Annotated in this window: 31 protein-coding genes, 2 pseudogenes and 1 riboswitch; of the genes and pseudogenes, 9 read left to right on the top strand and 24 right to left on the bottom strand. The window is 33.9% G+C overall.

Features of this window, described 5'->3' with window-relative positions:
- Positions 1-38 precede the first annotated feature (38 nt).
- Positions 39-264, top strand: a pseudogene (locus tag ACQKMD_RS08310) (MFS transporter); the annotation flags it as partial.
- A gap of 113 nt (positions 265-377) precedes the next feature.
- Here ACQKMD_RS08310 and ACQKMD_RS08305 read toward each other — a convergent pair.
- From ACQKMD_RS08305 to ACQKMD_RS08295, 3 genes are read right to left on the bottom strand one after another with little or no spacing between them, the layout of a single operon-like run.
- Positions 378-770, bottom strand: a complete 393-nt coding sequence (locus ACQKMD_RS08305) for a VOC family protein (protein ID WP_427751068.1) — start codon at positions 768-770, stop codon at positions 378-380.
- A 56-nt stretch (positions 771-826) separates the two neighbouring features.
- Positions 827-1,162 (bottom strand): ArsR/SmtB family transcription factor, encoded by a 336-nt coding sequence (locus ACQKMD_RS08300; RefSeq protein ID WP_427751066.1) that lies wholly within the window; start codon positions 1,160-1,162, stop codon positions 827-829.
- 2 nt (positions 1,163-1,164) lie between these two features.
- On the bottom strand, positions 1,165-1,599 hold the full coding sequence (locus tag ACQKMD_RS08295) for an SRPBCC family protein (RefSeq protein ID WP_427751065.1): 435 nt from the start codon (positions 1,597-1,599) through the stop codon (positions 1,165-1,167).
- Positions 1,600-1,780: 181 nt separating this feature from the next.
- Between ACQKMD_RS08295 and ACQKMD_RS08290 the strand changes: the two genes are divergently transcribed.
- The 4 genes from ACQKMD_RS08290 to ACQKMD_RS08275 all read left to right on the top strand — a co-directional run bounded on the left by ACQKMD_RS08290 (position 1,781) and on the right by ACQKMD_RS08275 (position 5,747).
- The gene (locus tag ACQKMD_RS08290) at positions 1,781-2,461 is read left to right on the top strand and encodes a response regulator transcription factor (RefSeq protein ID WP_427751063.1); all 681 of its coding nucleotides are present in this window, start codon (positions 1,781-1,783) and stop codon (positions 2,459-2,461) included.
- Positions 2,458-3,837, top strand: coding sequence for a sensor histidine kinase (locus tag ACQKMD_RS08285; protein WP_427751061.1), 1,380 nt, complete (start codon positions 2,458-2,460; stop codon positions 3,835-3,837). Before ACQKMD_RS08290 ends, ACQKMD_RS08285 begins: the two co-directional genes overlap by 4 nt.
- 132 nt (positions 3,838-3,969) lie before the next feature.
- Entirely contained in the window at positions 3,970-5,061 is a 1,092-nt protein-coding gene (locus ACQKMD_RS08280; RefSeq protein ID WP_427751059.1) for an ABC transporter permease, read from the top strand.
- The gene (locus ACQKMD_RS08275; RefSeq protein WP_427751057.1) at positions 5,061-5,747 is read left to right on the top strand and encodes an ABC transporter ATP-binding protein; all 687 of its coding nucleotides are present in this window, start codon (positions 5,061-5,063) and stop codon (positions 5,745-5,747) included. The genes ACQKMD_RS08280 and ACQKMD_RS08275 overlap by 1 nt, the downstream gene beginning before the upstream one ends.
- Positions 5,748-6,092: 345 nt before the next feature.
- On the opposite strand, the gene ACQKMD_RS08270 is transcribed toward ACQKMD_RS08275, so the two are convergent.
- From ACQKMD_RS08270 to ACQKMD_RS08200, 15 genes and pseudogenes are all read right to left on the bottom strand, one after another.
- On the bottom strand, positions 6,093-6,743 hold the full coding sequence (locus tag ACQKMD_RS08270) for a hypothetical protein (RefSeq protein WP_427751055.1): 651 nt from the start codon (positions 6,741-6,743) through the stop codon (positions 6,093-6,095).
- A gap of 340 nt (positions 6,744-7,083) precedes the next feature.
- A complete protein-coding gene (locus tag ACQKMD_RS08265) occupies positions 7,084-7,923 on the bottom strand; it encodes a DUF2785 domain-containing protein (protein WP_427751053.1) in 840 nt (279 codons plus the stop codon).
- A gap of 162 nt (positions 7,924-8,085) precedes the next feature.
- Positions 8,086-8,928, bottom strand: coding sequence for a hypothetical protein (locus ACQKMD_RS08260; protein ID WP_427751051.1), 843 nt, complete (start codon positions 8,926-8,928; stop codon positions 8,086-8,088).
- Positions 8,929-8,985: 57 nt separating this feature from the next.
- Positions 8,986-9,537, bottom strand: coding sequence for a histidine phosphatase family protein (locus tag ACQKMD_RS08255; protein ID WP_427751050.1), 552 nt, complete (start codon positions 9,535-9,537; stop codon positions 8,986-8,988).
- Positions 9,537-9,956, bottom strand: coding sequence for a FosM family fosfomycin resistance protein (fosM, locus tag ACQKMD_RS08250; protein WP_427751048.1), 420 nt, complete (start codon positions 9,954-9,956; stop codon positions 9,537-9,539). The genes ACQKMD_RS08255 and fosM overlap by 1 nt, the downstream gene beginning before the upstream one ends.
- A 39-nt stretch (positions 9,957-9,995) precedes the next feature.
- Entirely contained in the window at positions 9,996-10,550 is a 555-nt protein-coding gene (locus ACQKMD_RS08245) for a P-loop NTPase fold protein (protein WP_427751047.1), read from the bottom strand.
- 104 nt (positions 10,551-10,654) lie between these two features.
- Complete coding sequence (locus tag ACQKMD_RS08240; protein ID WP_427751045.1) at positions 10,655-12,481, bottom strand: APC family permease; 1,827 nt, start codon at positions 12,479-12,481, stop codon at positions 10,655-10,657.
- 109 nt (positions 12,482-12,590) lie between these two features.
- Positions 12,591-12,735, bottom strand: a riboswitch (cyclic di-AMP (ydaO/yuaA leader).
- Between the two features lie 173 nt (positions 12,736-12,908).
- Positions 12,909-13,237: pseudogene (locus tag ACQKMD_RS08235) on the bottom strand (MmcQ/YjbR family DNA-binding protein).
- Between the two features lie 89 nt (positions 13,238-13,326).
- Positions 13,327-13,803, bottom strand: coding sequence for a GNAT family N-acetyltransferase (locus tag ACQKMD_RS08230; protein WP_427751043.1), 477 nt, complete (start codon positions 13,801-13,803; stop codon positions 13,327-13,329).
- Between the two features lie 28 nt (positions 13,804-13,831).
- Positions 13,832-14,326, bottom strand: coding sequence for an N-acetyltransferase family protein (locus ACQKMD_RS08225; RefSeq protein WP_427751041.1), 495 nt, complete (start codon positions 14,324-14,326; stop codon positions 13,832-13,834).
- 116 nt (positions 14,327-14,442) lie between these two features.
- Complete coding sequence (locus ACQKMD_RS08220; RefSeq protein ID WP_427751039.1) at positions 14,443-15,060, bottom strand: NUDIX hydrolase; 618 nt, start codon at positions 15,058-15,060, stop codon at positions 14,443-14,445.
- A gap of 174 nt (positions 15,061-15,234) precedes the next feature.
- Positions 15,235-16,110 (bottom strand): ABC transporter permease, encoded by an 876-nt coding sequence (locus ACQKMD_RS08215; RefSeq protein ID WP_427751132.1) that lies wholly within the window; start codon positions 16,108-16,110, stop codon positions 15,235-15,237.
- Positions 16,110-17,042, bottom strand: coding sequence for an ATP-binding cassette domain-containing protein (locus ACQKMD_RS08210; RefSeq protein WP_427751037.1), 933 nt, complete (start codon positions 17,040-17,042; stop codon positions 16,110-16,112). The genes ACQKMD_RS08215 and ACQKMD_RS08210 overlap by 1 nt, the downstream gene beginning before the upstream one ends.
- A gap of 66 nt (positions 17,043-17,108) precedes the next feature.
- Positions 17,109-17,567: a DUF3021 domain-containing protein gene (locus tag ACQKMD_RS08205; RefSeq protein ID WP_427751035.1), complete on the bottom strand. Its 459-nt coding sequence runs from the start codon at positions 17,565-17,567 to the stop codon at positions 17,109-17,111.
- Positions 17,564-18,016 carry a LytTR family DNA-binding domain-containing protein gene (locus ACQKMD_RS08200; RefSeq protein WP_427751033.1) on the bottom strand — a complete coding sequence of 151 codons (453 nt, stop codon included), beginning with the start codon at positions 18,014-18,016 and terminating at the stop codon, positions 17,564-17,566. The genes ACQKMD_RS08205 and ACQKMD_RS08200 overlap by 4 nt, the downstream gene beginning before the upstream one ends.
- 480 nt (positions 18,017-18,496) lie before the next feature.
- On the opposite strand from ACQKMD_RS08200, the gene ACQKMD_RS08195 reads away from it, so the two are divergent.
- The 4 genes from ACQKMD_RS08195 (at position 18,497) to ACQKMD_RS08180 (ending at position 20,936) form a co-directional block, all read left to right on the top strand.
- Positions 18,497-19,414 (top strand): S8 family peptidase, encoded by a 918-nt coding sequence (locus ACQKMD_RS08195; RefSeq protein WP_427751031.1) that lies wholly within the window; start codon positions 18,497-18,499, stop codon positions 19,412-19,414.
- An 11-nt stretch (positions 19,415-19,425) separates the two neighbouring features.
- Complete coding sequence (locus ACQKMD_RS08190; RefSeq protein WP_427751029.1) at positions 19,426-19,584, top strand: YvrJ family protein; 159 nt, start codon at positions 19,426-19,428, stop codon at positions 19,582-19,584.
- 448 nt (positions 19,585-20,032) lie between these two features.
- Positions 20,033-20,626, top strand: coding sequence for a sigma factor-like helix-turn-helix DNA-binding protein (locus ACQKMD_RS08185; protein WP_427751027.1), 594 nt, complete (start codon positions 20,033-20,035; stop codon positions 20,624-20,626).
- A gap of 91 nt (positions 20,627-20,717) precedes the next feature.
- Entirely contained in the window at positions 20,718-20,936 is a 219-nt protein-coding gene (locus ACQKMD_RS08180; RefSeq protein WP_427751025.1) for a helix-turn-helix domain-containing protein, read from the top strand.
- Between the two features lie 360 nt (positions 20,937-21,296).
- On the opposite strand, the gene ACQKMD_RS08175 is transcribed toward ACQKMD_RS08180, so the two are convergent.
- The 6 genes from ACQKMD_RS08175 to ACQKMD_RS08150 all read right to left on the bottom strand — a co-directional run bounded on the left by ACQKMD_RS08175 (position 21,297) and on the right by ACQKMD_RS08150 (position 25,927).
- Complete coding sequence (locus ACQKMD_RS08175) at positions 21,297-21,632, bottom strand: zinc ribbon domain-containing protein YjdM (protein WP_076034731.1); 336 nt, start codon at positions 21,630-21,632, stop codon at positions 21,297-21,299.
- A 276-nt stretch (positions 21,633-21,908) separates the two neighbouring features.
- Positions 21,909-22,601, bottom strand: coding sequence for a YjjG family noncanonical pyrimidine nucleotidase (locus tag ACQKMD_RS08170; RefSeq protein WP_427751023.1), 693 nt, complete (start codon positions 22,599-22,601; stop codon positions 21,909-21,911).
- Positions 22,598-23,059 (bottom strand): DMT family transporter, encoded by a 462-nt coding sequence (locus ACQKMD_RS08165; protein WP_427751131.1) that lies wholly within the window; start codon positions 23,057-23,059, stop codon positions 22,598-22,600. Before ACQKMD_RS08165 ends, ACQKMD_RS08170 begins: the two co-directional genes overlap by 4 nt.
- Before the next feature lie 26 nt (positions 23,060-23,085).
- On the bottom strand, positions 23,086-23,784 hold the full coding sequence (locus ACQKMD_RS08160) for a Crp/Fnr family transcriptional regulator (RefSeq protein ID WP_427751021.1): 699 nt from the start codon (positions 23,782-23,784) through the stop codon (positions 23,086-23,088).
- A 49-nt stretch (positions 23,785-23,833) separates the two neighbouring features.
- Entirely contained in the window at positions 23,834-24,259 is a 426-nt protein-coding gene (locus ACQKMD_RS08155) for a DMT family transporter (RefSeq protein ID WP_427751019.1), read from the bottom strand.
- Positions 24,260-24,763: 504 nt separating this feature from the next.
- Positions 24,764-25,927, bottom strand: a complete 1,164-nt coding sequence (locus tag ACQKMD_RS08150; RefSeq protein WP_427751017.1) for an iron-containing alcohol dehydrogenase — start codon at positions 25,925-25,927, stop codon at positions 24,764-24,766.
- Positions 25,928-26,290 lie beyond the last annotated feature (363 nt).

Raw genomic sequence — 26,290 nt, 5'->3', positions numbered from 1 at the left:
CTATATTATCAGAGTAGCATTTTTCAAAGTAAGAAGGAATAGCTGCCGCATTGATTGGTCAAGGCTATGGTAACTTTAATTCCATTGCCCAAGCGCTTGCTTTTCGATTTCGGTCTTGGTGTAGGACCTTATTTACTTGGCTTCCTAGTACCTATAATTGGCTATCGTCATCTATTTCTTTCAATGGTAATAGTGATCTTAATTTCAATCGTTCTATACTATGTTCTACACGGTCGAAAAGATAGAGCTCTCATGCAAGTCTGATAATGAAAAAAGGTCTGCCCATAACTTACCGCATGGGCAGACTTCTTTTAATATATACCTTTCCAACAATTAAAGCTCATGCCTATTAAAATGCTTTTTAAATTATTACACAATTACACAAATGTAAGTTGCCAAGAAACACCGAATTGGTCGACTAGCCAACCGAATTTTTTGCTAAAGCCATAATTATCTAATGGCATTAACTCACTACCCCCATCAGATAATTTGCCGTATAAATAATCTATTTCCTTTTCTGAATCACAAGTAATATAGAGCGAAAATGATGGTGTAAAAGTAAAATCATGTTGTATATTACTATCGATACACAAAATCTCCTGCCCTTTCAATGAAAATGCAGCTTTCATTACACTACCCTCAGTTCCAGTTTCATTAGCCCCATAACGGGTAATATGTAGAGCTTTTGAATCTGGAATTAAAGAAACATAATAATTCATGGCTTCCTCAGCATTCCCTTGAAACATTAAAAACGGTGTCACTTTTGTCATTTTCCCCATCCTTTCACTTCTCTTACTTTCAGATGAATAGCTTTTACATTTGCCAATTATTCTGTATCTGTTATAGCCTCATTTTCTACCACGTACTTTAGTTTTGTTAACTTGTTATTCCAAAATTGCTCATAGAAGGCTAGCCATTGTTTCAATTCTGTTAACGGTTCTGGTTGAAGCATGTAGATTTTCTCTCTACCTACTTTTAAACCGCTAACAAGTTCAGCATCTGCAAGTACATGAAGATGCTTAGAAATTGCTGTACGGCTCATATCAAAATGAGTAGTAATTTCTGCTATAGACCTTTCCTTTGTAGCTAATAATTTTAGCACTTCCCTACGAGTTGGATCAGCTATTGCTTGGAACACATCATACTTTTCTGCAGCTGACATACTTATCCTTCAACCGCTTGTTTGAATTTATGCTGAACAATTCCAACCCAACCTTGTTCCATAGTGTCTCGAATAATTGCACTCGGTTGTTGAGCTTTGGTTACAATAGTATCAGGATACTTCCATCCACCGTGAATAAGCGTAAATTCCGTTTTCTCTCCTAATGCTTTTAAAATGAAAGTTACAAACCAGCCATCAGTATCCCATTCGAAAGATAATCGATTCGGTTCATCGATTTCAATTACTTTACATGGTGAAGGTCCGAATGGCGATTGTATTTGGAACTCATGACCTTTTTCTAATTTAAAATTATTTGGCATAAACCAGGCTTCAATTCCTTCTGCAGTCGATACATAATCCCATACCTTTTGAATTGGCGCATTAACTAATACTGTTTGTTTAATATCTTGTAATGTCTCTTGCTTATTGTTTGTCATTGATATTCTCCTTTTTCTATTACTAATATATAACCATTTGGTTTCGTATCAAGATTATATACAACCATTTGGTTTCATGTCAACAAAGATAGATGAATTATTCTTTTGATTTCAATTATCTACTGAAGTACTATATGATTATTATTCAAAGGGATTGTTATAAATTGGAGGGGCAAAATAAATGACCAATATTTTAATTGTGGATGATGATGTAAATATTCTAAATTTGGTAGAGGTGCATTTACAAGATACTGGATACCATGTATATAAAGCAAATGATGGTATGGAAGCATTGCGCATTCTTAAAGGTGTGCTCTGTGATTTAGCAGTTATCGATGTGATGATGCCCTATATGGATGGCTATTCTTTAACAAAAGAAATACGTCAGCAGTATGATATCCCTGTCATCTTACTAACTGCGAAAAACCAAATTACCGATAAGGAAAAAGGTTATGATTCCGGTACGGATGATTATCTTGTAAAGCCATTTGAACCGCAAGAATTACTATTTCGTATTAAAGCATTATTACGCCGTTACGATAAACAAGTCGATGATTCTATCGTTCGACTCGGTGACCTCTCAATAAATAAATCAAATTATGAGGTGCAAATTGGCAATCGCACAATATTTTTACCATTGAAGGAATTTGAATTGATGTACTTTTTGATGTCTCATCCTAAACAAGTATTTTCTAGGGAGCATTTAATTGAACAAGTTTGGGGATTAGACTTTGCAGGTGATGATCGTACGGTCGATGTTCATATTAAACGGCTACGTGAGCGCTTTTCAGATTTAACAGATGCCATTCATATTAAGACTGTACGCGGAATCGGTTACTTATTGGAGGACAAAAGTATATGAGATCCCTCTACTTTAAATTCATTATGTTGACGATTGGTATTATGCTACTAAGTGGCGTACTATCATTCTTTATATCCAATACATATTATCAACAGAAGCTAAAACCATTTAACGATGCTAAGAATACACAAATCGCTTTAGACATTGCTGAATTTGCAGAAAAACATCCGACCACTGACTTGAAGGACTATCTCGAAAACCTGTCATTCATTGGTTATCAACTGTACTTGGTTGATACATCTCGAAAAGGTACTTATTTTGGAGCAGATTTTCGTGTAAAGGAACTGCCAAATTCTACAATAGATCAAGTATTAAACAATGAGATTTACCACGGACTTCTTCATTTCCCACAAGAAACATTTGTTACTGGTTTTTTTGCAAATGAATTGAAAAATACGATTGGAGTACCATTAACACATGATAACAAACAATATGCACTCTTCCTTAGACCAGACATAAAATTACTCTTCAATGAGATGCATATTTTATTTGGTTGGCTATTTGCTTTAACAATAATACTAAGTATTTTAATGGTACTCATCAGTACAAAATATTTAGTAAAACCTATTACTAAATTAACAAAAGCGACGAACTCGTTGGCCGAGGGGAAATTTAATGTCGAGCTAGATATTAATCGAAGTGATGAATTAGGTAAGCTAGCAAATAGCTTCTCTCATATGGCAAATAAGTTAGAACAATTCGATGATATTCGAAAAGAATTCATCTCAAATATTTCCCATGATATCCAGTCTCCACTTTCGAATATTAAAGGATATACAAACTTATTAGGAAAAGATGAACTGCCATCTGAAGATAAAGAAAAATATATTGCAGTTATAAATGGAGAAATTGAAAGACTCTCTACTCTAACCAAGCAACTACTACTCCTCTCATCTTTAGATCAGAATGAAGATATTATGAAGAAAAAATCATTTAATGTAGCAGAGCAAATTAAAGAACTTGTCCGCCAATATCAATGGGCTATTGGAGAAAAGGGAATTATGCTCAGTTATTCTCTACCAGATTTCGAAATAGTAGGTGACCCCTTACTACTTAACACCGTATGGGACAACCTTTTAACTAATGCGATAAAGTACAATAAAGAAAATGGTAGCATTGATATAGCAATAGCAAAAAATGATTCATCCATTATTGTCACTTTCCAAGATAAAGGGATAGGTTTATCTGAGAAAGAAATTGATAGGATATTCGATCGGTTCTACCGCGTAGATTCCTCAAGAACCCATTCCGTTGAAGGCTCTGGACTTGGTTTATCCATCGTTTCATCTATCATTAAATTGCATAATGGGAAAATAGATGTTATAAGTGAAGAAAATAAAGGTACGATTTTTTCTGTGACACTACCCATTCAATAATATTGTCAGTTATTATCTTGTGAACTTTTCCATAAATAATAACTGACTTTTTTTGTAATTTATTATTCATCTTCCGTTCATATCCAAGATGTACATTATTGATGTAACTAAGAACAGGAGGATGAAGTAGATATGTTTTCTCTTTCATTAAAAGAAATTCGGTTTTTCAAACTTAGATATTTATTGATTGGTTTTATCATGTTTTTCGTTGCAGCGTTGGTGTTTATCATTAGCGGATTGGCAAACGGTCTATCATCAGATAACGCATCTTCTATTCAGAATATGAATGCACATGCATTTTATTTAGACAAAGATGCAGACAATCGCCTCGATCGCTCTCGCTTTGATGAAAAAGTATTATCGAAAATAAAAGACAATAAAAATCTGCAAACAGTTGGTTTACAAATGCTTTCTTTAAAGGAAGTAAACTCAGATAAAAAAGTTGACGTAAGCATGATGGGGATTGACCCAAATAGCTTCCTTATGCCCAAAGTGACTGAAGGCTCAATTATTAAAACATCTAAAGAACCAACGATTGTTGCCGATGACTCATTAAAAAAACAAGGAATTGAAATCGGCGATAAATTATACGAAGAAAACTCAGATATTACTTATACAGTAGTTGGTTTTACTGAAAAACAAACATTCAGTCATACATCCGTAGCTTTTATAAACAAAGAAAGCTGGGAAAACATTTTCGCAACAAAACAAAAAATATCTTATAACACGATTGTTATAAAGAATGCTAATAAAGATTTACAAGAAGATGTTTCATCTACTATAAAAGGTGGAGTTTGGGTAGAAAAAGGCAATGTTATTAAAGGTATACCTGGTTATGATGCTGAACAAAGCTCATTATTCATGATGCTAGCATTTCTAATCATAATAGCAGTATTCGTTTTAACAGCTTTCTTCTATATTATTACGATTCAAAAAGTTAACCAATTTGGTGTTTTAAAAGCAGTTGGTGCAAAAAATAGTTTTCTCATTGGCTCTACAATTATCCAAGTAATTATTTTATCAATTGTAAGCATTGGTGCAGCAATCAGTTTTGCTGCAATCTTGCAAGTTATTATGCCAAAGGGTATTCCATTTGTCTTTGACTTCGGCTTAATCCTTTTATTCTCTGGTGTATTATTTATCGTGTCAATTTTCGGTGCGCTACTATCAAGTGCTAGCATTGTAAAAGCTGATCCGTTACAAGCTATGGGGAGGGCAGAATAATGGCTAAAATTCCGTTAGAACTAAAAAATATTCGTAAAGTATTTCAAGACGGTGAACAGGAAATTGAGATTTTACACGACCTCAATTTCCAAGCAATTAAAGGTGAGCTTATTGCTATACTCGGTCCATCAGGTTCAGGTAAAAGTACAGTACTATCTATTGCGGGCGCACTTCTGAGCCCAGATGGCGGAGAAATGATCGTTAACGGTGAAAATATAGCACACTATAACGACACACAAAAAGCAGAAGTACGCTTACGTTCAATCGGCTATATATTCCAAGCTTCTAATCTAGTTCCTTATTTAAAGGTAAAAGATCAACTTAAATTAGTAGCTGAACTTGCAGGCTCTTGGAATAAGGAAGCACAACAAAGAGCAGATGAATTATTAGAATCAGTGGGTCTTGCTCATCGCGCAAATCACTTTGTACAGCATCTATCTGGTGGTGAAAAACAACGTGTCGCGATTGCACGCTCATTTATGAACAATCCCGATATTATCCTTGCTGATGAACCAACTGCTAGCCTTGATTCTGAGCGTAGTAACGAAATCGTTGCACTCATTGCAAAAGAGGTAAAGGAAAAAAGTAAAGCAGCTGTGATGGTGACACACGATGAAAGTATTTTATCTTATTGCGATAAAATCTATGAAATGAAGAATGGACAGTTGGCATTAAGAACAACATAAAAAGAGCTACACAGTTCAGTACTGAGTGGCCTCAGATTGATGACAAAAGGCAGTTGATTGGGTTCATTCCAACTGCCTCCTTGTTTCTTATTATTGAGAGTAGTACACTACGAGTGCCAATTTTTACACTTCTAAGATTTGGAGAAGCGTCCGCACGACTCCTGCAAAAAGCGAAACATACGAGACTCTGCAGGGGCGTAGCGTCGAAGCGCCTCGGCGCTCGCGGGTAAGCTTCGGAAAATGTATAAAAATAAATAGACTGTAGAAAACTCATTTTTTCGAGTTTGTCTACAGTCTTGCGCGACACAGTTTAATACTGTGTCGCCTTTACTATTGACTTTATTTTTACTTTTTTATAAATTTGCTTTTTACGACATAAACTTCTTTATAACCAGATAGCTCTTTGATTATTTTTTCAGGATTCTCGCTAAGTTTCTCATAATTGTAAGGCTCTGTTTCATTAGAATGTCCATAAATCATATAACCTAATATCATTTCTGACTCAATATTTTTCTGATCCGCAATTGTACTTTTCCATACGGTGAAAGTTTGATCAGATACCATATTTGGTAGCCGGGTTCTTATACTACTTGAGTTACTCCCATTTCCAGAAGTCACACTCAAATTTAATATATTGTCCGTAATGGTATCTACTTTTTTAATTGTATTCAGAATGATGGTACCACTGCCTTCGACTTCAGAGTTAAGTAGTAAAACTTCGGACTCGGCTAATTTCCCCTTTTCATATGCCTCAACCCATAACTTTAAGTGATTGTAGGATTTGTCTATTTGATATTCATAAATGAGATATAGTCCCGTAGTTCTTTCTAATATAGTTTTCTCCCTTACTGTTAACTTAGGATATTCCATCGTATTCTTTTCCGTAAACATAACTTGCTGTTCACTCAGTTTATCAATAGCTTTTTCTTCAATACTACAAGCACAAAGTATTAATATACAGCCTATTAATGCTGCCCTTCTTTTTAATGCGCTCATTCATCCCCCGTCCTTCAAAAAGTGCATGACTAACGCCTTAACACCATAATATATAAGACAAATAACGATTTGATTTCTGCAGAACATTTTAGGCAATTAAATATGTTCCTGCTCTTGAAAGTAGTAAATACATTTTATAATTTTACACTTCCTCTACTTTGTAAATCTTATAATTACTATTCTACTTAAATAAAAAATACCCTTTAGATTTAGAAATCTAAAGGGTAAATATTACTTAACTATTAATTCACTTTCTGTTAAAAATATAAATATAAACTGTTGTTGATCTTCTGATTCGATTTTAGCAGCTTCACCATACATTAAAAATGACCTTTTTTACTTAACCCAATTTAAAATGTTTAGCAATATTCATATATACAACTCCTTCTAATTTCGGCATAATCTTTTTAATTTTCAATGCAAAATATAATGTTTTCATAAAATGGAGTGTGCAAGTCCTCGCTTTAAAATACGACTGATCATATCCTCTGCTATATAGATGATGATCTAACTTATCAAAGACCTGCTCTGCCCATTCAATAAGCACCTCTTCTGGAACACCTTTTTCCATCATTGCTTCAATCACTACGATTAAACGCTCTTCTTCATCATCTACATAAACAGCATTTTTCCAAAGGCATTCTTTTATTGCTTGTAGTATTGGTGGTGCCATACGTAGTTCAAAGGCTGGATGACGAACTGTTGCAGCAGCTAAATCAGCACCATGTGCAATACTGTGTGCCCATCCCTTGCCATCTATAAACCCTCGAATATCGCGTTCTCTTTGTAAATAGTAACCGCTTTTCTCTAAATATGTAGCTAACTCCTCATTAGGTAAGAACCCTAATTCTGCATCCGTTGTTAAAATACCTGTTAATAATAGCGCTGTAAATGAACGCGTTAACACTGTATCACTCTGCTCATCACCTACCTGGAAAAACAAATATTTCTCCGATACACACTCTCTAAACAAAAAATGCATTTGCTCATGTGTTAATAACCGGTCTCCAAGCATCTCCATAAATGTTCTATAAATCAACTGATCACGTAGTTCAGCATCTACAGCACCAATTTCCTGTAGCATATTTGAAAGCAACTCATCACCTTGCTTAGCAATCAAAGCTTTACGTTCTAATATGGACATCGATACCCAATCTATTAAAATCTTCTTTAAATCCATAACATCCTCCATAAACTACCTTCATTTGTCACTGTGTACATTATGCCATGAACAATGAAACAGCTGCATTAGAAATTAAAAAGCCACCTATCATTCAATTATTGATAAGTGACTTATGTGAAACTTGTTATGTACATAAATGATATTCCTGTTATTACAACCCTATAATTCATGTAACCATTTCTCAACCATTTGTGTAAAATCATCTCGACCCCAAGCAATAATTGCTCCTATTTCTCCTAAAGAGGCTACCTGCTTTTGAAAGAAATCATCTGCTAAAAAGTACCCCAGACGCGTGTGTTTGAATTTCTTCCCACCATTAATAGAAAACCACTCGTAAAACAATTCGTTGGAGTTTAGTTGTTGATAATCTTCAAGAAATGCCCTTTTAATGTCGGCATAATTCGCCTGAGCAAATAATAACCACTCTTCTCCATCCTCATCGTAAGAAAAATACTGATGAGGAAATAGGTTTGTAACGGCTTGGCGAGATAAATGCGTAGCAGCGCCTTCTTGGTTTAGCCAGGTGAGAGGACTGATCCAATCTATTTTGTTCCAATCGATTTTATTCCTATCTGAGATAATATTATGAGTTGCATGGCCAAACTCGTGTGCCACGATATATTCCAAATGATTAATTTCTGGAGATAATTTCTCTAGCGCGAAACTAATGTTAGGAATAATTTCTCTATATGTATAAGCATTCGAACCATAACCACCAATTAGTAGGTTTACATCTATCGGATACTCTACGTCATATTTTTCTTTATAGCTTAATTCTATTCTCTCAATAATAGAAACAATTCTTTTTCTAACTAATCTAATGTGCTCGAAATGATGTTCATATTTACTTATCGATAGCAAATGGCGTTCTTCTGTATTTTTGCAGTGATACAAAAAATACTCTTGAAATATTTCAGGATACTTATCGTAGTAGCTTTTTAAAAATCTACTCGTGGGCTTATAATTTTCTAAAAAATATTCAGTCGTATCAATTATCCTCATCTACTAATCTCCCTCTCAAAATATGAATTATGAAATACAAATTAATTGAAGAACGCTCTAATGAATATGTTCTATCTCCATTAACTTCTTACCTTCAAAAGACAACTTATAGATATCCGGCATTTGGAGCTCCTTCCAAAATTCAAAATCATATTTTGGATCAAAATAATTCATAATTAGTACCATCAAATTCCCATGTGTACCAATCATAATATTATTATCTTGATAGGTATGTAAAACATTCATTAAACCTTTTATACCTCTGGCCTGAGCATCTTGATTCGATTCTCCTCCATCAAATGCAAAATCTGGTTTTTGCCAAACTTTTGCTATTACTGCAGTAAAATCTTTTACTTCCCCTTGAGCCAATTTACGCTCTTGAAAAGCCTCATCTAGCATAATTTCAACACTATGATATTTTGCTAGAGGCTCAATTGTTTGGACTGCTCTTCTATAGGGGCTAGATATGAATGTATCAATTTTTTCTAATTTAAGCTTTTCTAAAATGCTCTTAGCTTCCCTCAGCCCTTTTTCGGATAATGGTCGTGATAATTCATCTGGTGTATATACTGAATGCGCATGTCTTATAAAGTAAACATTAGTTGTCATTAATAAAACTCCATATGCTCTTTATCTTGCCTATAATAATTCATTCTGTCTTGTAAAGTACCTGTATGAAATTCGAACTTATGGCCATCTAAATCGGTAAAATAGATAGATTTCTTATCTCGTTGATTCCTTTGTCGCCCTGATAATATATTTACATTTAAATTATCCAGTTTTTCATACATGGTATCAAAATCTGATTCCTTTATTGAAAAGGCAATATGAGTATATGATTTATGTATTTCATTGCGCGGAATATCTTCTTCTGCATTTAATGCTAGCCATATACCACAGACATCAAAATATGCTGTGGAACGACCCTTTATTAATAACTTTGCATCAAATACGTTTTGATAAAATTCAATGGACTTTTCTAAATTCGAAACAGAAAATAATAGATGGTTTATACCTTGAATTCCCACAAAATCTGCCCCTTATTAATTCATATTCATATATAAAGGCTAATTTAACTTCTCAACAATTTCTTTAATTATGTCAGTTAAATTCTTATCTTCAGTATTAATATAATGTGAGAAGTCATTGTTTTCGTATGCTGCTAAACATTTATCTGTTTGCTGAAAACACCAATTCCCTTCAACTTCCCCCCGCTCTAACAGTCGGTTATGAATCGTCGCTTTGGTGGCTGTTAAACAAAAATGATACACTTCCTTATCTACTATATGTAAGCCTTCCATAATCTCAGTAAAATATTCAAAGTTTCTAATAGTCATAGGAACAATCAATGTCTTCCCATATTGATTATGAAGACCTTTCGCTGTTTCCACAACTAACTTTCTCCACAATATAAAATCTTGAAAATCTCCACTAGGTGCCTCTATTTTCTTAATATTGTTAGGCAAAATATTTCTAAGCATAAACCCTACTTCTTCCGGGTCAAAAATAATACTCTCTTCTAAATTCGTATGCAATTTTTCAGAAACACTTGTTTTTCCAACACCAAATGCGCCATTAATTAAAATGATCATAGAATCTCCTTTATTCGTGTCTTTAATCAAAGTATATTTGTAAGAAAAATTAAAGCCCTGTAATTAAATACAGGGCTTTATTACATATATACTAAGTGTATTATATATTCGGTAAAACTTTATAACATCCTCCTTTATTTTTGCAAATGGAATGGAACTGTGATTAGAACTACATTTCTTCGATATAGTAAAGACGTGTGTATTAATAGACTCGATTGGTTGTGAAGAATATTATGCCAACCTTTCTTAGGCAAAAATTGTGGAATCACAACAGAAACTTGATAGTTCGACTTGCTAGCAAGTCTTTCAGCTTTGTCTATGAATTTTGTTAGTGGTTGCACAATACTGCGATAAGGCGAGTACAATGTCACCAACTTCACATCAGGCTGCCACTTCTTCCACTGCTCCTCAAACTTTTTCGTATCCTCTCTTTCAAATGCAATATAAACCGCAATGATTTGATCAGCTGATAATGATTTAGCATAATTTAATGAATTTCTTACAACCTTCGTAAGACCTGCGACAGGAACAATAATAACATTCCCCTCAATCGGTGGAATTTGTTCATCTGCTACTAATCTGAGCTGTGGCCCAACTGAATCATAATGTTTTTTAATACGATGGAAAGCAAAGATAATGATTGGTAAGAATACAAAGACTGGCCAGACTTCTGAAAGCTTTGTCACAAAAAACACAATCGTTACAACAAATGAAATTATCGCACCAACTGAATTGATGATTAATTTTGGTACCCAGCCTTGAGGTTTTTCTCTTATCCACTTTACAATCATTCCTGTTTGAGACAAGGTGAAAGGAATAAACACCCCAACAGCATAGAGCGGAATTAAATTCTCTGTAGTGCCATTAAAAACGATGATTAATAGAATTGCTGCCAAACTCAATAAAATTATTCCATTAGAATACCCTAAACGATCTCCTCTAACTTGAAACATTCTCGGAATAAATTTATCTTTTGATAGATTCACAGCTAGTAATGGGAATGCAGAATATCCTGTATTAGCAGCTAGCACCAATATTAATGCTGTTGTCCCTTGAATGAAATAATAAATTATATTGCGCCCAAAGCTCGCTTCAGCGATTTGGGAAACAACAGTTGATGTCGCGCTTGGTACAATGCCGTAATAATAAGACAGGAAAACAATCCCTGAAAATAAAACAGCCAATAATCCACCCATAGCCATTAAAGTTTTCGCTGCATTTACTGGTGCAGGTTCTTTAAAATTTGGAATGGCATTTGAAATTGCTTCGACACCTGTTAAAGCAGAACTACCTGAAGCAAAAGCCTTTAAAAATATAAACAAGCTAAGTCCTGCGACAGGCGTACCAATTGATGTATGCAAGCTCGGTGATACATTACCTGTCACTACATTAAAGATTCCTACACCAATTAAGATAAATAAAGCTAACACAAATAAGTACACGGGATATGCTAAAACAGATGCTGATTCCGTCACGCCTCTTAAATTTAAAATCGTTAATAAAATAACGAATACAATGGCAATCTCTACATTATAATCATGAAGGCTTGGAAGCGCTGATGTTATAGCATCCGTTCCAGCAGATACGCTAACAGCTACCGTCAATATATAATCAACTAGTAATGAACCTCCAGCAACAAGACCTGGATTAACTCCGAGATTTTCTCTCGATACAACATAAGCTCCTCCCCCTTGAGGATAAGCATAAATAATTTGACGGTATGATAGAATAAGTGCTGTTAAAAGAATGATAACACCAAATGCAATGGGTATTGAATACCATAAAGCAGTTGCTCCAACTGTCACTAAAACGATCAATATCTGCTCAGGACCATACGCAACAGATGATAAAGCATCCGAAGAAAGAATCGCCAATGCTTTCGTTTTATTTAACCTTTGTTCACCCAATTCAGTTGATTTTAAAGGTTTACCAATCAACAATCTTTTCAATGACGCTTTCATATTTCTCACCCAATCTAGAGGATTTTCTACTTTTAGTGAATAAAAAAAGCCCACAGGTCATCAACAAATAGACCTGTAGACATTAGGATTTCTGTCTAACAAGCTCCACCTTCCTTCTCATATAACGCTTACGAGGTTAGCTGTCGGATTCGGGCCTTGAGTAGCCCTTCCTTCTTCAAAGAATTCACCCCTAGGATTACATTGCAATCCACAAAATGGTTCCCCCGTGTATTTCACTTCAGCGATTTAGAAATTTGAAACTGATGTAATATTACTCCCAAGTTTTAGAAAAGTAAATAAAAATTTTTTTACAAATAAAAAGTGACTTTTCTCAATGAGAAGTCACTTCAAACTGTAGACATACTATTCTAGTTTACTCGCCATTTTGGTGTGTTTATTAAATACTTATAAGGAAATTATCCTTTCTCTAATGAATTTCTTTTTGGGCCTTCTTAGTTAATTTTTCAAAAACTAAATTATATGAATGTAAAATTAGATTCTCAAATAACTCAAGAGGTAAATCTGATTCCAAATATAATGAATTCCAATGTGTTTTATTCATATAATACCCTGGGATAATGCCCTCATAAGTCTCACGTAACTCAACAGCACGATTAGGTTCACATTTTAAAATTATAATAGGCTTTCTTTCAGAATCTCCTCCTAACATCGCAAACATCTTCCCACCTACATGTAACGATCAGCTTGCCAATCTACTTGGTAATCATGAGCTATACCCGGTAACCCCTCACAAATCTGAAATACTCATTCCTGTATAGAGCTGAAATAAAGTTGATCATTACTAATTTCTTTTTCGACCCTCACCACTATTAGTTGAAAAACCGTTAAAGATCTTTCTTAATCATTACAATAAATTCAATTGAATTATTACAAAACTCCATAAACCTAACAAAACCAAATTTTTCATACAGATGAATAGCCCTATGATTAAATTTAGCAACAGTTAGGCGGATAGGTATGCAGTTTTCACCTTGAATATGATTAAGTACAAATGAAAAGAAGGTAGAACCATACCCTTTACCTGTTAATCCTGGTTTCATCCCTATGCCGATATCAATCATTTCTTCTGAATAGGTACCAAACTGTGAACCACTTGGTACTTGTGCGGATTGTCCAATACAAAAAAAGCCTACCAATTCTCCACTATTATTGACTACGGAGTAATATGGGTTATCTAGTATTTCATTTAATGCTTCTGTATCTAATTCGTTGTTATAAAAATCATATGGGGCAGCATATCTCCAACCTAATATTTCTTTTGCAAATTCCATATTCATATTCCCAACAGATAATTGCTGCATTGACATTCTACTCCCTTACGCTAATAAGTCATAATAATTTATACATATACATCTCATTCACAAACTCACCATCAATCAATAGCGCTGCAACCTTTTCGCCTTCGAGCTCAAATCCCATCTTCTGATATAGATGGTAAGCCGACTCGTTATCTTTAATCACTGTTAATTCAATTCGCTTAAATGATTTTCCTTCTACCCATTTGAATATAGATTCAAATAGTTTTGTTCCAATACCTTGACCGCGTGATTTTTCTGCTACGCCGATGACAATCCGTCCGATGTGTTTTCTCCGCTCAAAATCATCTGAAACTAAGCCTAAATAGCCAAGGAATTCCCCAGCTTTTTCAGCAACTAAAAAGACTGAGCGTTCATCATTTACAAATCGTTCTAATACTTTTTGTTGCTGTTCAACAGTTGTTTTACGCTCTCCAGGATTAAATAGCATACGATTTGAATCATCAATCTCTTTTAATAAAATTAAAAATCTCTCTGCATCTTCAACCTGTACTTCACGAATGATCAAACTAAAACCCCCTCCTGAAAAAATGCCCATAATATAGAGTTGCAAACAGAAAACGTTCTAATTCTTAAGGTGCTAAATTAAAAATCAAATTTATAAATCACTATTACTTAAATAAATTAATCTAAATAAACGGGTTCTTGTAGATTATTTAGACTTTTAAACACCCATTCAATTTGCGATTTTGTATTCCGAGCTGTTGATAAGGTTGGTAATTCATTTTCAGAGAAAAACGCTACGGCATTTGTTTCAATGCCTTCCATTGGTTGCCCTCCAGTTATTTCACATTGAATAAATATTTTATAAACATGATAAAGAGAAGGAGGGTGTGGATAGCATTTCTTATCTAGTACACCCAGCAACTTAACTACTTTTACATCAAACCCGGATTCTTCTTTTACTTCTTTCACTGCGACTTCACTTGGCGTTAATCCAATGTCAGCCCAACCACCTGGTAACGCCCAGTCACCATCAGTATTTTCTCTAACCATTAATAGTTTATTATCTTGAAAAACGACTGCCCTAACATCTACTTTCGGAGTGGCATAGCCGGGTTCATTTGCAAATAGATCCTTTATTTTTTCCTTATCCATTCCTGTTTGATGTGACAACATTTCTACGCTGATGGTTCGTATTAGTTCAAATCTTTCCAAGTCGTAGACATCTTTTGAAAAAGTTAATCCCGCCTGTGCAATGGATTGAAGTTGTTTTGCCCATTCAAGCCATTTAGGTTCCATTGATCATCACCACCCGCCCTAACTTATGTAATGTAATTATATAAAACATCCATCAACTTGTATATTATGTAAAAAAAGAATCCATTTTGAAAATAATTAATCAAAGTGGATTCTCTATTTTAGATTTTTATTAGAAAAATAGATAAAATAAGTAAATATGCAATTAAATTATAGCTATTTGTTTTGCTTTTTGAATATCATGATAGATACTACGGTAAATACGATTGTCGTAATAATAATGATCCATAAATGATTTGTTGTACTAACAAGCTTGTCATTCATTTCATACACTATGCCAAACTGTTTTTTATATTCCAGTATTTGTTCCGGCGTTGCATTTTTGAATACAGTTTGAATTGAATCTGTCATGAATGCATCTCTCAAGAGGACTGCAGTGTGGCTGGTGGGAAAATACATAATAATATTTTGAACAAAATTTGGAACGCTACCAATAGGAACATAGACTCCACATAAAAAACCGATAGCAGTCCCAACAATTGTATTTAGTGTTGAGGCAGCACTTTGTGTTTTAATGAAAAGAACTAAGAACAAGTTTATTGAGCTCGATAATGCAACCGAAAGAATAATAATGCCTATAACTTTTAAAATCACCATACCACTCAAGATTTCGCTACCTGATAAAACAAGAAATAATTCACAACCAACAAAAGCAAGCAAGGAGAAAAAGAGACCAATGACAAATGCATTAATAACATAACTTAACTGTATCGTAGCTCTCGATAATGGAGTCGTTAAGAAATCATGCGTTTTTTTGCTTTCCTTATCTTGAACCATAATTCCAAACGCACCTAGTGTTGTGGTAACAGCAGTTATCGATAATAACCCCGCAACCATCCACTCGTTCACCATATTTTTAACTGCCTTTGATTTGCCAATCATTTCTTGAATGGCATCAACTTGGGTTTGTTGTAAAAACACAGCATACAATAAAATTACGATAAACACTGATAATAGTGATAGAAGTACTAACGTTCGATCACGGCGGTATATTTTATTATTCCTGCTAACCAAATGGAATAGAGATTTCATCATACGACGCTCCCTTTTTCTTCAATAATATTAATAAAGACATCATCCATACTTCCTTTTACAACCTCAAAAGACTGTATTTGACCTTCTAGTTTTTTTAAGATGTCATATGCTTCTAAAGTAGACGCGACGCGTACGGTATAAATTGAGTTTTTCAATACGTAAGATAGTTGTTTTTCTTTTAACCATGGCTCAGGGTCAAATGTATGCTTAAACTCTAAATGTACGCTATCAAAAGCATATTTTTCTTTTAATTGATTAGGTGTCCCTTCTGCAACCAACCGTCCTTCTTTAATGACCACAACTTGGTTAGCAACAGCCGCTTCTTCCATATAATGAGTCGTTAAAAAAATAGTCATATTCGTTTCTTCTTGTAATCTCTTAATCGCATCCCAAACAAACAGTCTTGTTTGGGGATCCAGCCCTGTTGTTGGTTCATCTAAAAATAAAATAGTAGGTTTATGTATAATAGCCCGCGCGATGTCTGCTCTCCTTCTTTGCCCACCAGATAAAGCACCATATTTTTTGTTATTAATATCCTCTAACTTTAAATATTCTGAAACAAAATTATAGTTATCCTGAATTTGAGTTTTGCTTAGATTATAATATTGTCCCCGATTAAAAATATTTTCGTAAACGGTTAACCTTTCGTCTAATACACTCTCTTGGAAGACCACACCGATTCTCTTTCGAATATGATCATTTCCTACTCCCTCACCAAGTTTATAACCATCAATTATGATATCTCCTGTATCTTTTTTGAGCAGTGTACAAAGAATATCAATTGTTGTTGACTTACCCGCTCCATTAGTCCCAAGAAAGGCAAATAACTCGCCTTTTTTTACGGAAAAGGATATTTCCCTTACAGCTTTAATTCCGCAATAACTCTTCCTCAAATTCATTACTTGAATGATACCTTGTTCTTCTGACATTCATTTCACCTCTTTTTAAAATGCTTTAAACTAAATCGATAGTTCATCATGAGCGTTAATCAGCTATTATTCTCTAAGTTTTATTGTTGGCTGATGATTTTCTTTTGATCTTCTTTTTAATTTTTCATTAATGTTTTTTACTTCTTGATAACTCGTCCAATAAATAAGTACAAATATTGCAAGATAAATTGTTAATTGTACAGCAAAAAACAAGAAAAATTCTCCCGGTTTCTCAACAGGATTTTCATACCATTCTCCAAATGCCCCACAAATAAGTACCAGCGCTAGAATAATAAAATAGTGAATGATTAACTTAACCACTATTGACCATCTTTCCATATAAAAAATGAGTGATGTAATGCCACAACCGATTCCAAGAATTATAGCTAGTCTAAATTCTAAAAACAGCTCATTGCCGTCGAGAGTGTAAGTTGGATTGACTAATAAATCGATTGTAATAATCATATATGAGGTACTTAAGCCAATAAGTGCTCCTAAAATTGCGAGTTGAAAAAATTGCTTCATCTTACATTCCTCCCGATTCCTAATCTTTTTTTTAATCCCTTTAAATACATTCGACTCGCATGAGTTGTCGTATCATTATCCATTACTAGTTGCATCATACCGGTTCTTTCCATTTTCATGGAAACGATTTTCGATACATTAACGAGTGTCGATTTATTTACACGGACAAAATCTGTTTCTAATAGCTCCTCAAGCTCATATAACTTCCTCTTCGACTCGTATTCATGCTCATCTGTTTGAAAGTAAATCTTGGCACCTTCAGAATATACAAAATAAATATCCGCAATCTTCAACATGTAAATGTCCTGTTGTATATAGCCATCTATAACATCCGTACTCGTTGTCTTCAAATTCTTCATAAGTTGCTCCAATTCTCCGTTGTAAGCATTCGCATGAATATGTATTTCTGTCTCAACATACTTCTCATCGATAATCAATTTAATTTGCATAAAATCCCCACCCCCACTTCATAGACAAAATATAACACGAACAACTCTGTAATTTTCATTTTCCACTATATCTGGTACAAAAATAGCGATAAGTTACCTAAAATAAGCCTTAAGAAAATCTAACTCATGCAGGACATACATACTCGCTTAACTGTCTATAAGCGATATTCAACAACTTTGAAGAACTCTTCACTGTATTTTCTTATGCCTTTCTCCTCCTAATTCCCTGGACAGTCTGTTTAAATTTTCAATTTTAATGTCACCATAATGATATTAGACCTAAATTGATTAACTATTTTGATAATTTATTCTAAATTTCTCTTTAAAGAATATAACGAAATATAAAGGAGGAATTCAAAAGAGCAAATTAATCATTGCCTAGGAAATACCAGTTAAGACATTGCTTTGTTCCGTATGTTTTGCCGAATATCATGTGAGTTTATTTTGTACAAAAAAACTAATATGAAAAGGATGGATATTATGCCGAAAATCGAATTAGGTAAATACAAAATCTTATCATTTTATAATGAATTAGAAGTTGTTCCTCCCGGAGTAGATCTCATCAAAGCTAGAGAAGTTTGGTCAGAGGCTTCCGAAGGTAGTGGCGTTGTTGTAGCCATTATGGATACGGGTATTACCACACATCATCCAGATTTAAAAGACGCCATTATTGGGGGATATAATTTCACAAATGATGATAATGGGGATCCAAATACTTTCGAAGATTATAATGGGCACGGTACACACGTTGCTGGAATTATAGGAGCTAGAAATAATGGGGTAGGTGTGATAGGTGTAGCTCCTAAATGCAACTTATTAATTTTAAAAGTTTTAGATAGAAAAGGTTCAGGTTCTTATGATCAATTAATTGAAGCATTGAATTATGCAATGAAATGGACAGGTCCTAATGGTGAAAAAGTAAGCGTAATTAATATGTCGCTAGGAGGTCCTACACATACAAATGAATTATATAAAACAGTAAAAAATGTATATGATGCCGGGCTCATTATCGTTGCAGCAGCTGGAAATGGTGGTGATGGTGATTCTGAAACATACGAAATATCCTACCCTGCTTTTTACGACGAAACACTTTCAATAGGCTCTGTTAATAACGATTTAGTTCCTTCAGTTTTTTCTCATACTAATTTAAATTTAAAATTTATGGCGCCTGGTGAAGATGTTTTATCAACTCACTTAGATGGCAAATACGTGAAATTAACTGGTACTTCAATGGCTGCTCCACATGCTTCGGGAGCAGTTGCTTTAATCTTAAATCTCATACACAAATATGATCAAATGCTACTTCCAGCACAAATTGAGAGATATTTTAGTAGTCATTCAAGAAAAATGGATTTCCCTATCAGTCAAGTGGGCAATGGCTTTATCCAATTAAAATAGGAGGGGTTAATATGGGAACCGAAGCAGATTGGGTTTATTTAATCTCGAATCTTGGATTTCCAATTGTAATGACAATTTATCTATTAATACGCTTTGAGAAAAAACTAGAACGATTAACAACTGGATTAGACTATCTCCGAGAAGTAATTGTTCAGAAAAAAAAAGGGTGAATTAAAAATAGTATTTCTTGTCTTAACTCATCAACCCAGGATTATTGAAAGGGTCATAATATATAAAAATAGCCTCGACGATTACTAGATAGTTCAAAATTCAGATGAATTAGATGTATTATGGCCCTTCCAATGTAATTTATCAGAAGATAATCTCTATTCAGTGTTTTCTGAAAAAATCGGTGAGTCCCATTATCAAAATTATTCTTTATTCATTTTTAATAATGATATGTGTTTTTCATTAAAAATGATAAAAAAGATACATTTTCATTTCAAATTTTTATGTTATGGTTAAATTTAACATAATTATTAACTTAAACCATAGTATAGTAATAATAAAACTAATTTTAAAACCACTTATATACACCTTAAAAATTCTAAAATTCATAATAATATTTGTCGATCAATTTGTATTATATTTCTCTTTCACATGAAAGGAGGAGTGTAGATGATGACAGTTAGAGAAGAAGAATTTTTCAAGAAATATGATGCTATGATGAAACAACCTATTATGAAAGAATTCTTAAAAAGTGGCGAAAACCAACATATTTTTAATAAGGCAATCAATGACATGGACAAAGAAAGTATCGAACAACTAAATGCTTCCTTTCGCAGATATTATAAAAACATTATCTTAATTTCTTATATTTCAAAAACCATCCACTTTTCTGCAATTGAATTTGATAAAAAGTTACGTAACTATTATAAAAAGAATCTTCCTATTCCCGGTGTAACTGAAGAATCCATCGCTCAAGAAAAACACCTATTAATGGACCTTCTTATGTCGACCGACGAAGATACTACTTTTATCAATTTTCAACAAAAACAAAAAAACATTAGTGACTATATTGCTAATGCTCATCTTAATTCTAAAATGAAGTTGCTATCAAATAAGCAATTACGTATTTTAGAATTAATCTACATTCATAACATTAATAACAAACAAATCGCAAAAATATTAAATGAATCTGAACAAACTATTTCATATAACCATCAAGCTGCTTTAAAGAAATTAAGAAATGCATGCAAACAGGAGAAATAAAATAAGGCACTACCTTTCATTCTTTACGCAAATTATCATGTTTTGTTTTTAAGCCTTATTTTTAGATTTTAGAAAGAAATGGGGGAACATGATGGAAAATCAAATCTTGCATGAAGTAGAAAACAAAGACCTAGAACGATTACTAGAAATCTTTAGACCTGCTATTAAGAAAAGTTTGATTAACACTCGTATGCAAGAGCGAGAAGATTTGGAACAAGAGATCAGTATGAAGATTTTAGAGAAATTAAATTATCTTCAAGAAATACAAACACCTGATTTTTTTGAGTTTATCGAAAATAGTGTAGATTAATTTGATATGAGCTGATTCTATAGTTTCATAATCATAAGCGTCCCTCTTTACGAAATGCTAATGATTTGGTTCTAAGTAAAGAATCCGCAAGATCATTTTGTTAAGCCCAAAATTTATAAACAAGAGGGAACGTGTCTATATTGCTGATAAGCCTTCAGACGATTGAGTTAAAGATGGATAATCTCCTTAAAAGGCAACGAATAAAGGACGAGTTATGTTAGTGCCCCTATGTAGTAGGCACTTACAATAGCTAAGCCTGCATTTGTTGTCTTTTTATATTCATTTAAAACTTAATGAAAAAAAAGAACTCATTTTGATAAAGTACTACTCAAAATGAATTCTCCTATAAGCAATCTGATATTAAATCTTTTTAACGAATTCAGATTTTAATTTCATTGCTCCAAAACCGTCGATTTTGCAATCAATATTATGATCCCCTTCGACTAAGCGGATGCTCTTTACTTTTGTCCCGATTTTCAGCACTGAAGAGCTACCTTTTACTTTAAGGTCTTTAATAACAGTAACTGAATCACCATCGTTTAGCACGTTTCCATTAGCATCCTTGATGACCTTTGTATCTTCACTCTCTTCAGATTCTAAAGTCCACTCGTGTGCACACTCCGGGCATACAAAAAGACTTCCATCCTCATAAGTGTATTCTGAATTACATTTTGGACAATTTGGTAAATCTAACATAGTGTTATTTCCTCCGTTCGTTGTGGTCCATTCACCCCTGAAAGGATTTATAGTGCTCAGTAAAAAAAGCCATTCCGAGCTGGACATACTAAAGTTATATAGGTTGTTGCTTGCATGCTTATATACTGTCATAGTCTTTTCATATTTACAAGCATTCCTTCAGTTCCCTTTTTTGCCAAAGCCGATGACATTTCTTTTTTCCTCTAAAATCTTCTTTCTCTTCAATCTTTATAAAAATAAAGAAGCGCTCTATCTACAGTAATTAATCTAAAATTATTATTTTCTGTTTAGTGTTTGATATAACTCTTCAAGTTTTTGAATTTGATAGGTTGGCATAATTTCAGTATTGTTTGGCTTCATATGCGGGTTAAACCAACACGTATCAATACCTGCTAACTGTCCACCTTTAATATCTGAACTTAAAGAATCTCCGATAATTAAAGTATCCTCTGTCAATATGTTTGGAATTCGTGCAAAGACGTAATCAAAGTATTCTTTCATCGGTTTTTGGAAACCTGTATCTTCTGACACGAAAATATCCTTAAATAGTGTGTGTAATCCTGAAGCCCGTAGACGTTTGTCCTGCGTTTTGGAAACACCGTTAGTTACAATATATAAGTTATATCTATCTTGTAGGCTTGTGATTAATTCCAAGGCACCTTCGATAAGCTGATGTCCTTCTTCTAAGTGGGTTCGATAATTTCTTTCTAATAAGGGACCATCCACTTCTTTACCATATTCTTTGAATAGAAGAGCAAAGCGTGTGTTTACTACCTCATCGTGATTGATTTCGCCTTTTTCAAAAGCACTCCAAAGACCTTGATTAATTTTCTTATAACGCTCTTCGATTTCGTCTGTTAAGGTTATTTTTTGATCTTTAAAAAGTAAGTACAACGCCTCTTTCTCTGCTGCACCAAAATCTAATAACGTATCATCTACATCAAATAATAAAGTCTGATATTTTTTCAAAGTTGTTCCCCTGCCTCTACTGTTCTACCACCAAATTTATAGACAATTATGCCACCAGCTATGACTAATACTCCTAATAACTGCTGTAATGTAAAAGGCACTTGCTCTAGTCCAAACCAGCCTAGTGAGTCCCATAATAATGCGAAACAAAGTTGTGATGTCAGTACAATTGAAATGGCATATGTCGGACCAAGCAATTTAATGCCATTCAAAATACAGGTAACGACACCAACACCAATTAACCCGCTGAACCAATACCATGATTGCATATTTTGTAAATTAAATAAGTTTCCACCCTCAACAATTAACCCCACCATCAGTGATGCTAAAAACCCCATTCCTAACACCAATGTTGTTGAAGCCCAAGAACCTGTATGTTCATTTACTTTGCTATTAAAAATATTTTGCAAACCAACTAATGAACCTGCTACAAGCGCTAATATTAACCCTACAATCATCATCGCTACTCCTCTCTACGTTTATTTCATTCATAAATATTGTGATTGGCAAGCGTGCTCAATGCCTCACGGTTTGTTACATTGATTGAGTCTTTTGTACGTTCAATTAATCCTTCGGTGCATAAATGCTGAATAACTCTATTGAGATGTCTATAACTCGTTCCAATTAAATCCGCTACATCTCTTAAACTATTTGTACTTAGTCCTCCACCATATTGTGCATCGGATTCATCAAAGGACATGGACAACAAATAACTAGCTAATCGTACTTCTACTGGATATAGCAAATTAAAACTAAAAAAGTTTGATTTTATATGAAATTTTCTTGAAATGGTTTCGAGTAAGAATTGCAATAATGGCGTATAATCGCTCCCATACTTTTTTAGCCATTGATATTGAATACCAATCATAATAACAGGCGAAACGGCTTCAACTGTATTTATGATATCTATATCTTGAACGTATTCAATATCTCCAATTAGATAAAGTGGATTCTTAAAAGAGAGTATTAATTTTCTACCTTCCAAGGAGGTAGTAAAAACTTTGATTTTCCCCTTCACAAGTATATAAAGATAATGCGACGAATCTCCCTGCGAACAAATATCTTCGCCTTGGTCAAAGCTATAAAGTGATAAATGCTCTATTAAAGATTCATTGAAAATGAATTCTAATTGATAAGCTTTTAAATAGTGATTGAGTTGCTCACGATCCTCTATTTTCTTCATGAACCATCTCCACCTCCTATACTTTCGTCTTAGTCATTCTAAATGTTTTTTATAAACCTAAAATAATTACTCCAGCTACCATCATTCCAATACCGATAAACTGTGGTAACTTCATCTGTTGTTTTGCCACACCGAACCAACCTTTAATATCAATAACAAAAGTTAAACCGAGCTGGGCAATGAGAACTGCTGATATAGTTAGCGTAACACCAATCTGATGAATCGCCGAAATATTACTAAAAATAATTATGGCGGCAAATGCACCACCAACCAAATAGTATGGTTTTACTTTTTTGAACATTTGCAAGCTACCATCTCTGACAAAAAGGAAGATTAGTAAAGCCATTACAAATCCCGTTAATTGCGTTATTGTCGCAGTTTGCCAAGTACCAATATCTTGACTAATCCGTGCATTAGCTACCCCTTGTAGCGTAATAAAGGCTCCACCTAAAAACGCAAAAATAATTCCCCACATATTCCTCTCCCCCATTCAAGCTGTTCTCTCTATTAAAAAACACATACGGTTATCTTGAAAAGGACATATGTCCCTACTGTATTTAATTACATATAAAAACCCAAAAAAGATTGAGCATCCGCAATTTAAGGCTATTTTTGCTATATTAATTAACAACTTGCTTTATAGATGCTTATGCTCTACACGCCGAACAAAGGAAAAACTTGCTTCTGGACGATTAATTAAATAAATACTGATTAAGATCAACCCAGGAGCTACGGCAACTTATTTTTATATAATGCGTTTAGGCGATCAAGCAAAGTAGCTTCTTTTACATTATTAGCACCATTAATTGCCATGGTGATTGGTACACTATTCTCAAATGAACCATTTACATGTTCATTATTGTTAGGAATTGTATAGTAAGGTTAAGAGACATTTGTCTATTATGCGGGGAAATAAAAAAGAGCCATTGAGAGATAGCCCTCCCTATGACTCAAATATATATAATATAAGTTTCCAAGATTACAATGATGCGCGATAAATATCCATTACATCTTCTTTGTTCAGTTTTGTGAAATTACCGAATTCACCATAAATCATCGCTTTATCTGCCATAATCTCTAGTTCGCTATCATCAATATCATAATCAGCTAGACGTGCTGGAGCACCGATGCTGTTCCAGAATTCGCGTAGTTTTTGAATACCTTCTAATCCTGCTTCTTCATCAGTTTTCCCTTCAGGATTAACACCAAATACTCGCACAGCCAATTGTTTAAATCGTGCTGGTTTCACTTTTAGATTGTGTTCCATCCAATGAGGGAATAGAATCGCAAGTCCACCGCCATGAGGAATATCATAAACTGCAGAAACAGCATGCTCAAGATTATGAGAAGCCCAGTCTCCACGATAGCCCATATTTAAGATTCCATTTAACGCCATAGTGCCGTTATATAAAATCGTAGAACGATACTCATAATTTTCAAGGTCCGTTAACAACTTTGGTGCAGTCTCCATTACAGTTAACAATAATGATTCGCACATACGATCTTGGAAAAGAGTGTTTTCTTCAAGATGGAAATAATGTTCTAATACATGCGACATCATATCTACCATTCCATAAATCGTTTGATTTTCAGGAACTGAGAAAGTATTAACTGGATCTAAAATTGAAAATTGCGGGAATGTTACAGCACTTCCCCAACCATACTTTTCTTGAGTTTCCCAATTCGTAATAACAGAACCAGCGTTCATTTCAGAGCCTGTTGCAGCAAGTGTTAATACCGTTCCGAATGGAAGAGCTTCTGTTGCAAATGCTTTTTTAACGACTAAATCCCATGCATCTCCGTCATATTTTGCACCTGCTGCAATAAGCTTCGTACAATCGATTACACTACCGCCACCAACTGCTAAAATAAAATCGATATTTTCAGTTTTACAAATATCAATCCCTTTTCTAGCTGTTGTAAGTCGCGGGTTAGGTTCTACTCCAGATAGCTCAAAAACCTCTGCGCCTATTTCATTTAACATATTCATCACATTGTCATATAGACCATTTCGTTTAATACTTCCGGCACCATAAACAACTAATACCTTTTTACCGTATTTCGGCACCTCGGTTTTTATCTGCTCTAACTGTCCTTGTCCAAAAATGAGTTTCGTAGGATTCCAAAAAGTAAAATTTTGCATATAAAAACCTCCTTATTCTTCCTTTATTATATATTTTATTTTCAGAAACTAACAATCATTTGACTACATCACAAATAGAACTATATTTAAACTCTGTATTTATATAAAAGCCATTTTAAAACATTGCAAAACTCCAATTTTCAATAAATCTGCTGCTAAAATGCACATATTTTAAAGACTTCAAATTACCACGGGATACTCATCTAAAAAATAAATCCCCTATAAAACACATAATGGTTTTACAGAGGATCTTATAAATTTAAATTGGTGCGTTATTAAATCAAAACGTTTTAAAAAGTCATTCGACAATTTAAACGAAGCCAAATTAATGATCACATTGTATTATTTCTCAAATGTTTTCTT

It is taken from the genome of Viridibacillus sp. NPDC096237, assembly GCF_050278625.1.
In the GTDB taxonomy this organism is placed as follows: Bacteria; Bacillota; Bacilli; order Bacillales_A; family Planococcaceae; genus Viridibacillus.
This window is presented reverse-complemented; position numbering and strand designations above follow the sequence as displayed.

Bases quoted from the DNA above. Each gene is read 5' to 3' on its own strand.
- ACQKMD_RS08240 (WP_427751045.1), bottom strand. From the start codon at position 12,481: ATGAAAGCGTCATTGAAAAGATTGTTGATTGGTAAACCTTTAAAATCA.
- ACQKMD_RS08260 (WP_427751051.1), bottom strand. From the start codon at position 8,928: ATGAGGATAATTGATACGACTGAATATTTTTTAGAAAATTATAAGCCC.
- ACQKMD_RS08295 (WP_427751065.1), bottom strand. From the start codon at position 1,599: ATGACAAACAATAAGCAAGAGACATTACAAGATATTAAACAAACAGTA.
- ACQKMD_RS08200 (WP_427751033.1), bottom strand. From the start codon at position 18,016: ATGCAAATTAAATTGATTATCGATGAGAAGTATGTTGAGACAGAAATA.
- ACQKMD_RS08220 (WP_427751039.1), bottom strand. From the start codon at position 15,060: ATGGAACCTAAATGGCTTGAATGGGCAAAACAACTTCAATCCATTGCA.
- ACQKMD_RS08270 (WP_427751055.1), bottom strand. From the start codon at position 6,743: ATGAGCGCATTAAAAAGAAGGGCAGCATTAATAGGCTGTATATTAATA.
- ACQKMD_RS08255 (WP_427751050.1), bottom strand. From the start codon at position 9,537: ATGACAACTAATGTTTACTTTATAAGACATGCGCATTCAGTATATACA.
- ACQKMD_RS08150 (WP_427751017.1), bottom strand. From the start codon at position 25,927: ATGCAAAATTTTACTTTTTGGAATCCTACGAAACTCATTTTTGGACAA.
- ACQKMD_RS08215 (WP_427751132.1), bottom strand. From the start codon at position 16,110: ATGAAATCTCTATTCCATTTGGTTAGCAGGAATAATAAAATATACCGC.
- ACQKMD_RS08155 (WP_427751019.1), bottom strand. From the start codon at position 24,259: ATGTGGGGAATTATTTTTGCGTTTTTAGGTGGAGCCTTTATTACGCTA.
- ACQKMD_RS08160 (WP_427751021.1), bottom strand. From the start codon at position 23,784: ATGAAGAAAATAGAGGATCGTGAGCAACTCAATCACTATTTAAAAGCT.
- ACQKMD_RS08275 (WP_427751057.1), top strand. From the start codon at position 5,061: ATGGCTAAAATTCCGTTAGAACTAAAAAATATTCGTAAAGTATTTCAA.
- ACQKMD_RS08285 (WP_427751061.1), top strand. From the start codon at position 2,458: ATGAGATCCCTCTACTTTAAATTCATTATGTTGACGATTGGTATTATG.
- ACQKMD_RS08210 (WP_427751037.1), bottom strand. From the start codon at position 17,042: ATGTCAGAAGAACAAGGTATCATTCAAGTAATGAATTTGAGGAAGAGT.
- ACQKMD_RS08180 (WP_427751025.1), top strand. From the start codon at position 20,718: ATGGAAAATCAAATCTTGCATGAAGTAGAAAACAAAGACCTAGAACGA.
- ACQKMD_RS08300 (WP_427751066.1), bottom strand. From the start codon at position 1,162: ATGTCAGCTGCAGAAAAGTATGATGTGTTCCAAGCAATAGCTGATCCA.
- ACQKMD_RS08265 (WP_427751053.1), bottom strand. From the start codon at position 7,923: ATGGATTTAAAGAAGATTTTAATAGATTGGGTATCGATGTCCATATTA.
- ACQKMD_RS08195 (WP_427751031.1), top strand. From the start codon at position 18,497: ATGCCGAAAATCGAATTAGGTAAATACAAAATCTTATCATTTTATAAT.
- ACQKMD_RS08290 (WP_427751063.1), top strand. From the start codon at position 1,781: ATGACCAATATTTTAATTGTGGATGATGATGTAAATATTCTAAATTTG.
- ACQKMD_RS08230 (WP_427751043.1), bottom strand. From the start codon at position 13,803: ATGCAGCAATTATCTGTTGGGAATATGAATATGGAATTTGCAAAAGAA.
- ACQKMD_RS08305 (WP_427751068.1), bottom strand. From the start codon at position 770: ATGACAAAAGTGACACCGTTTTTAATGTTTCAAGGGAATGCTGAGGAA.
- ACQKMD_RS08205 (WP_427751035.1), bottom strand. From the start codon at position 17,567: ATGAAGCAATTTTTTCAACTCGCAATTTTAGGAGCACTTATTGGCTTA.
- ACQKMD_RS08280 (WP_427751059.1), top strand. From the start codon at position 3,970: ATGTTTTCTCTTTCATTAAAAGAAATTCGGTTTTTCAAACTTAGATAT.
- ACQKMD_RS08175 (WP_076034731.1), bottom strand. From the start codon at position 21,632: ATGTTAGATTTACCAAATTGTCCAAAATGTAATTCAGAATACACTTAT.
- ACQKMD_RS08165 (WP_427751131.1), bottom strand. From the start codon at position 23,059: ATGATTGTAGGGTTAATATTAGCGCTTGTAGCAGGTTCATTAGTTGGT.
- ACQKMD_RS08185 (WP_427751027.1), top strand. From the start codon at position 20,033: ATGATGACAGTTAGAGAAGAAGAATTTTTCAAGAAATATGATGCTATG.
- ACQKMD_RS08190 (WP_427751029.1), top strand. From the start codon at position 19,426: ATGGGAACCGAAGCAGATTGGGTTTATTTAATCTCGAATCTTGGATTT.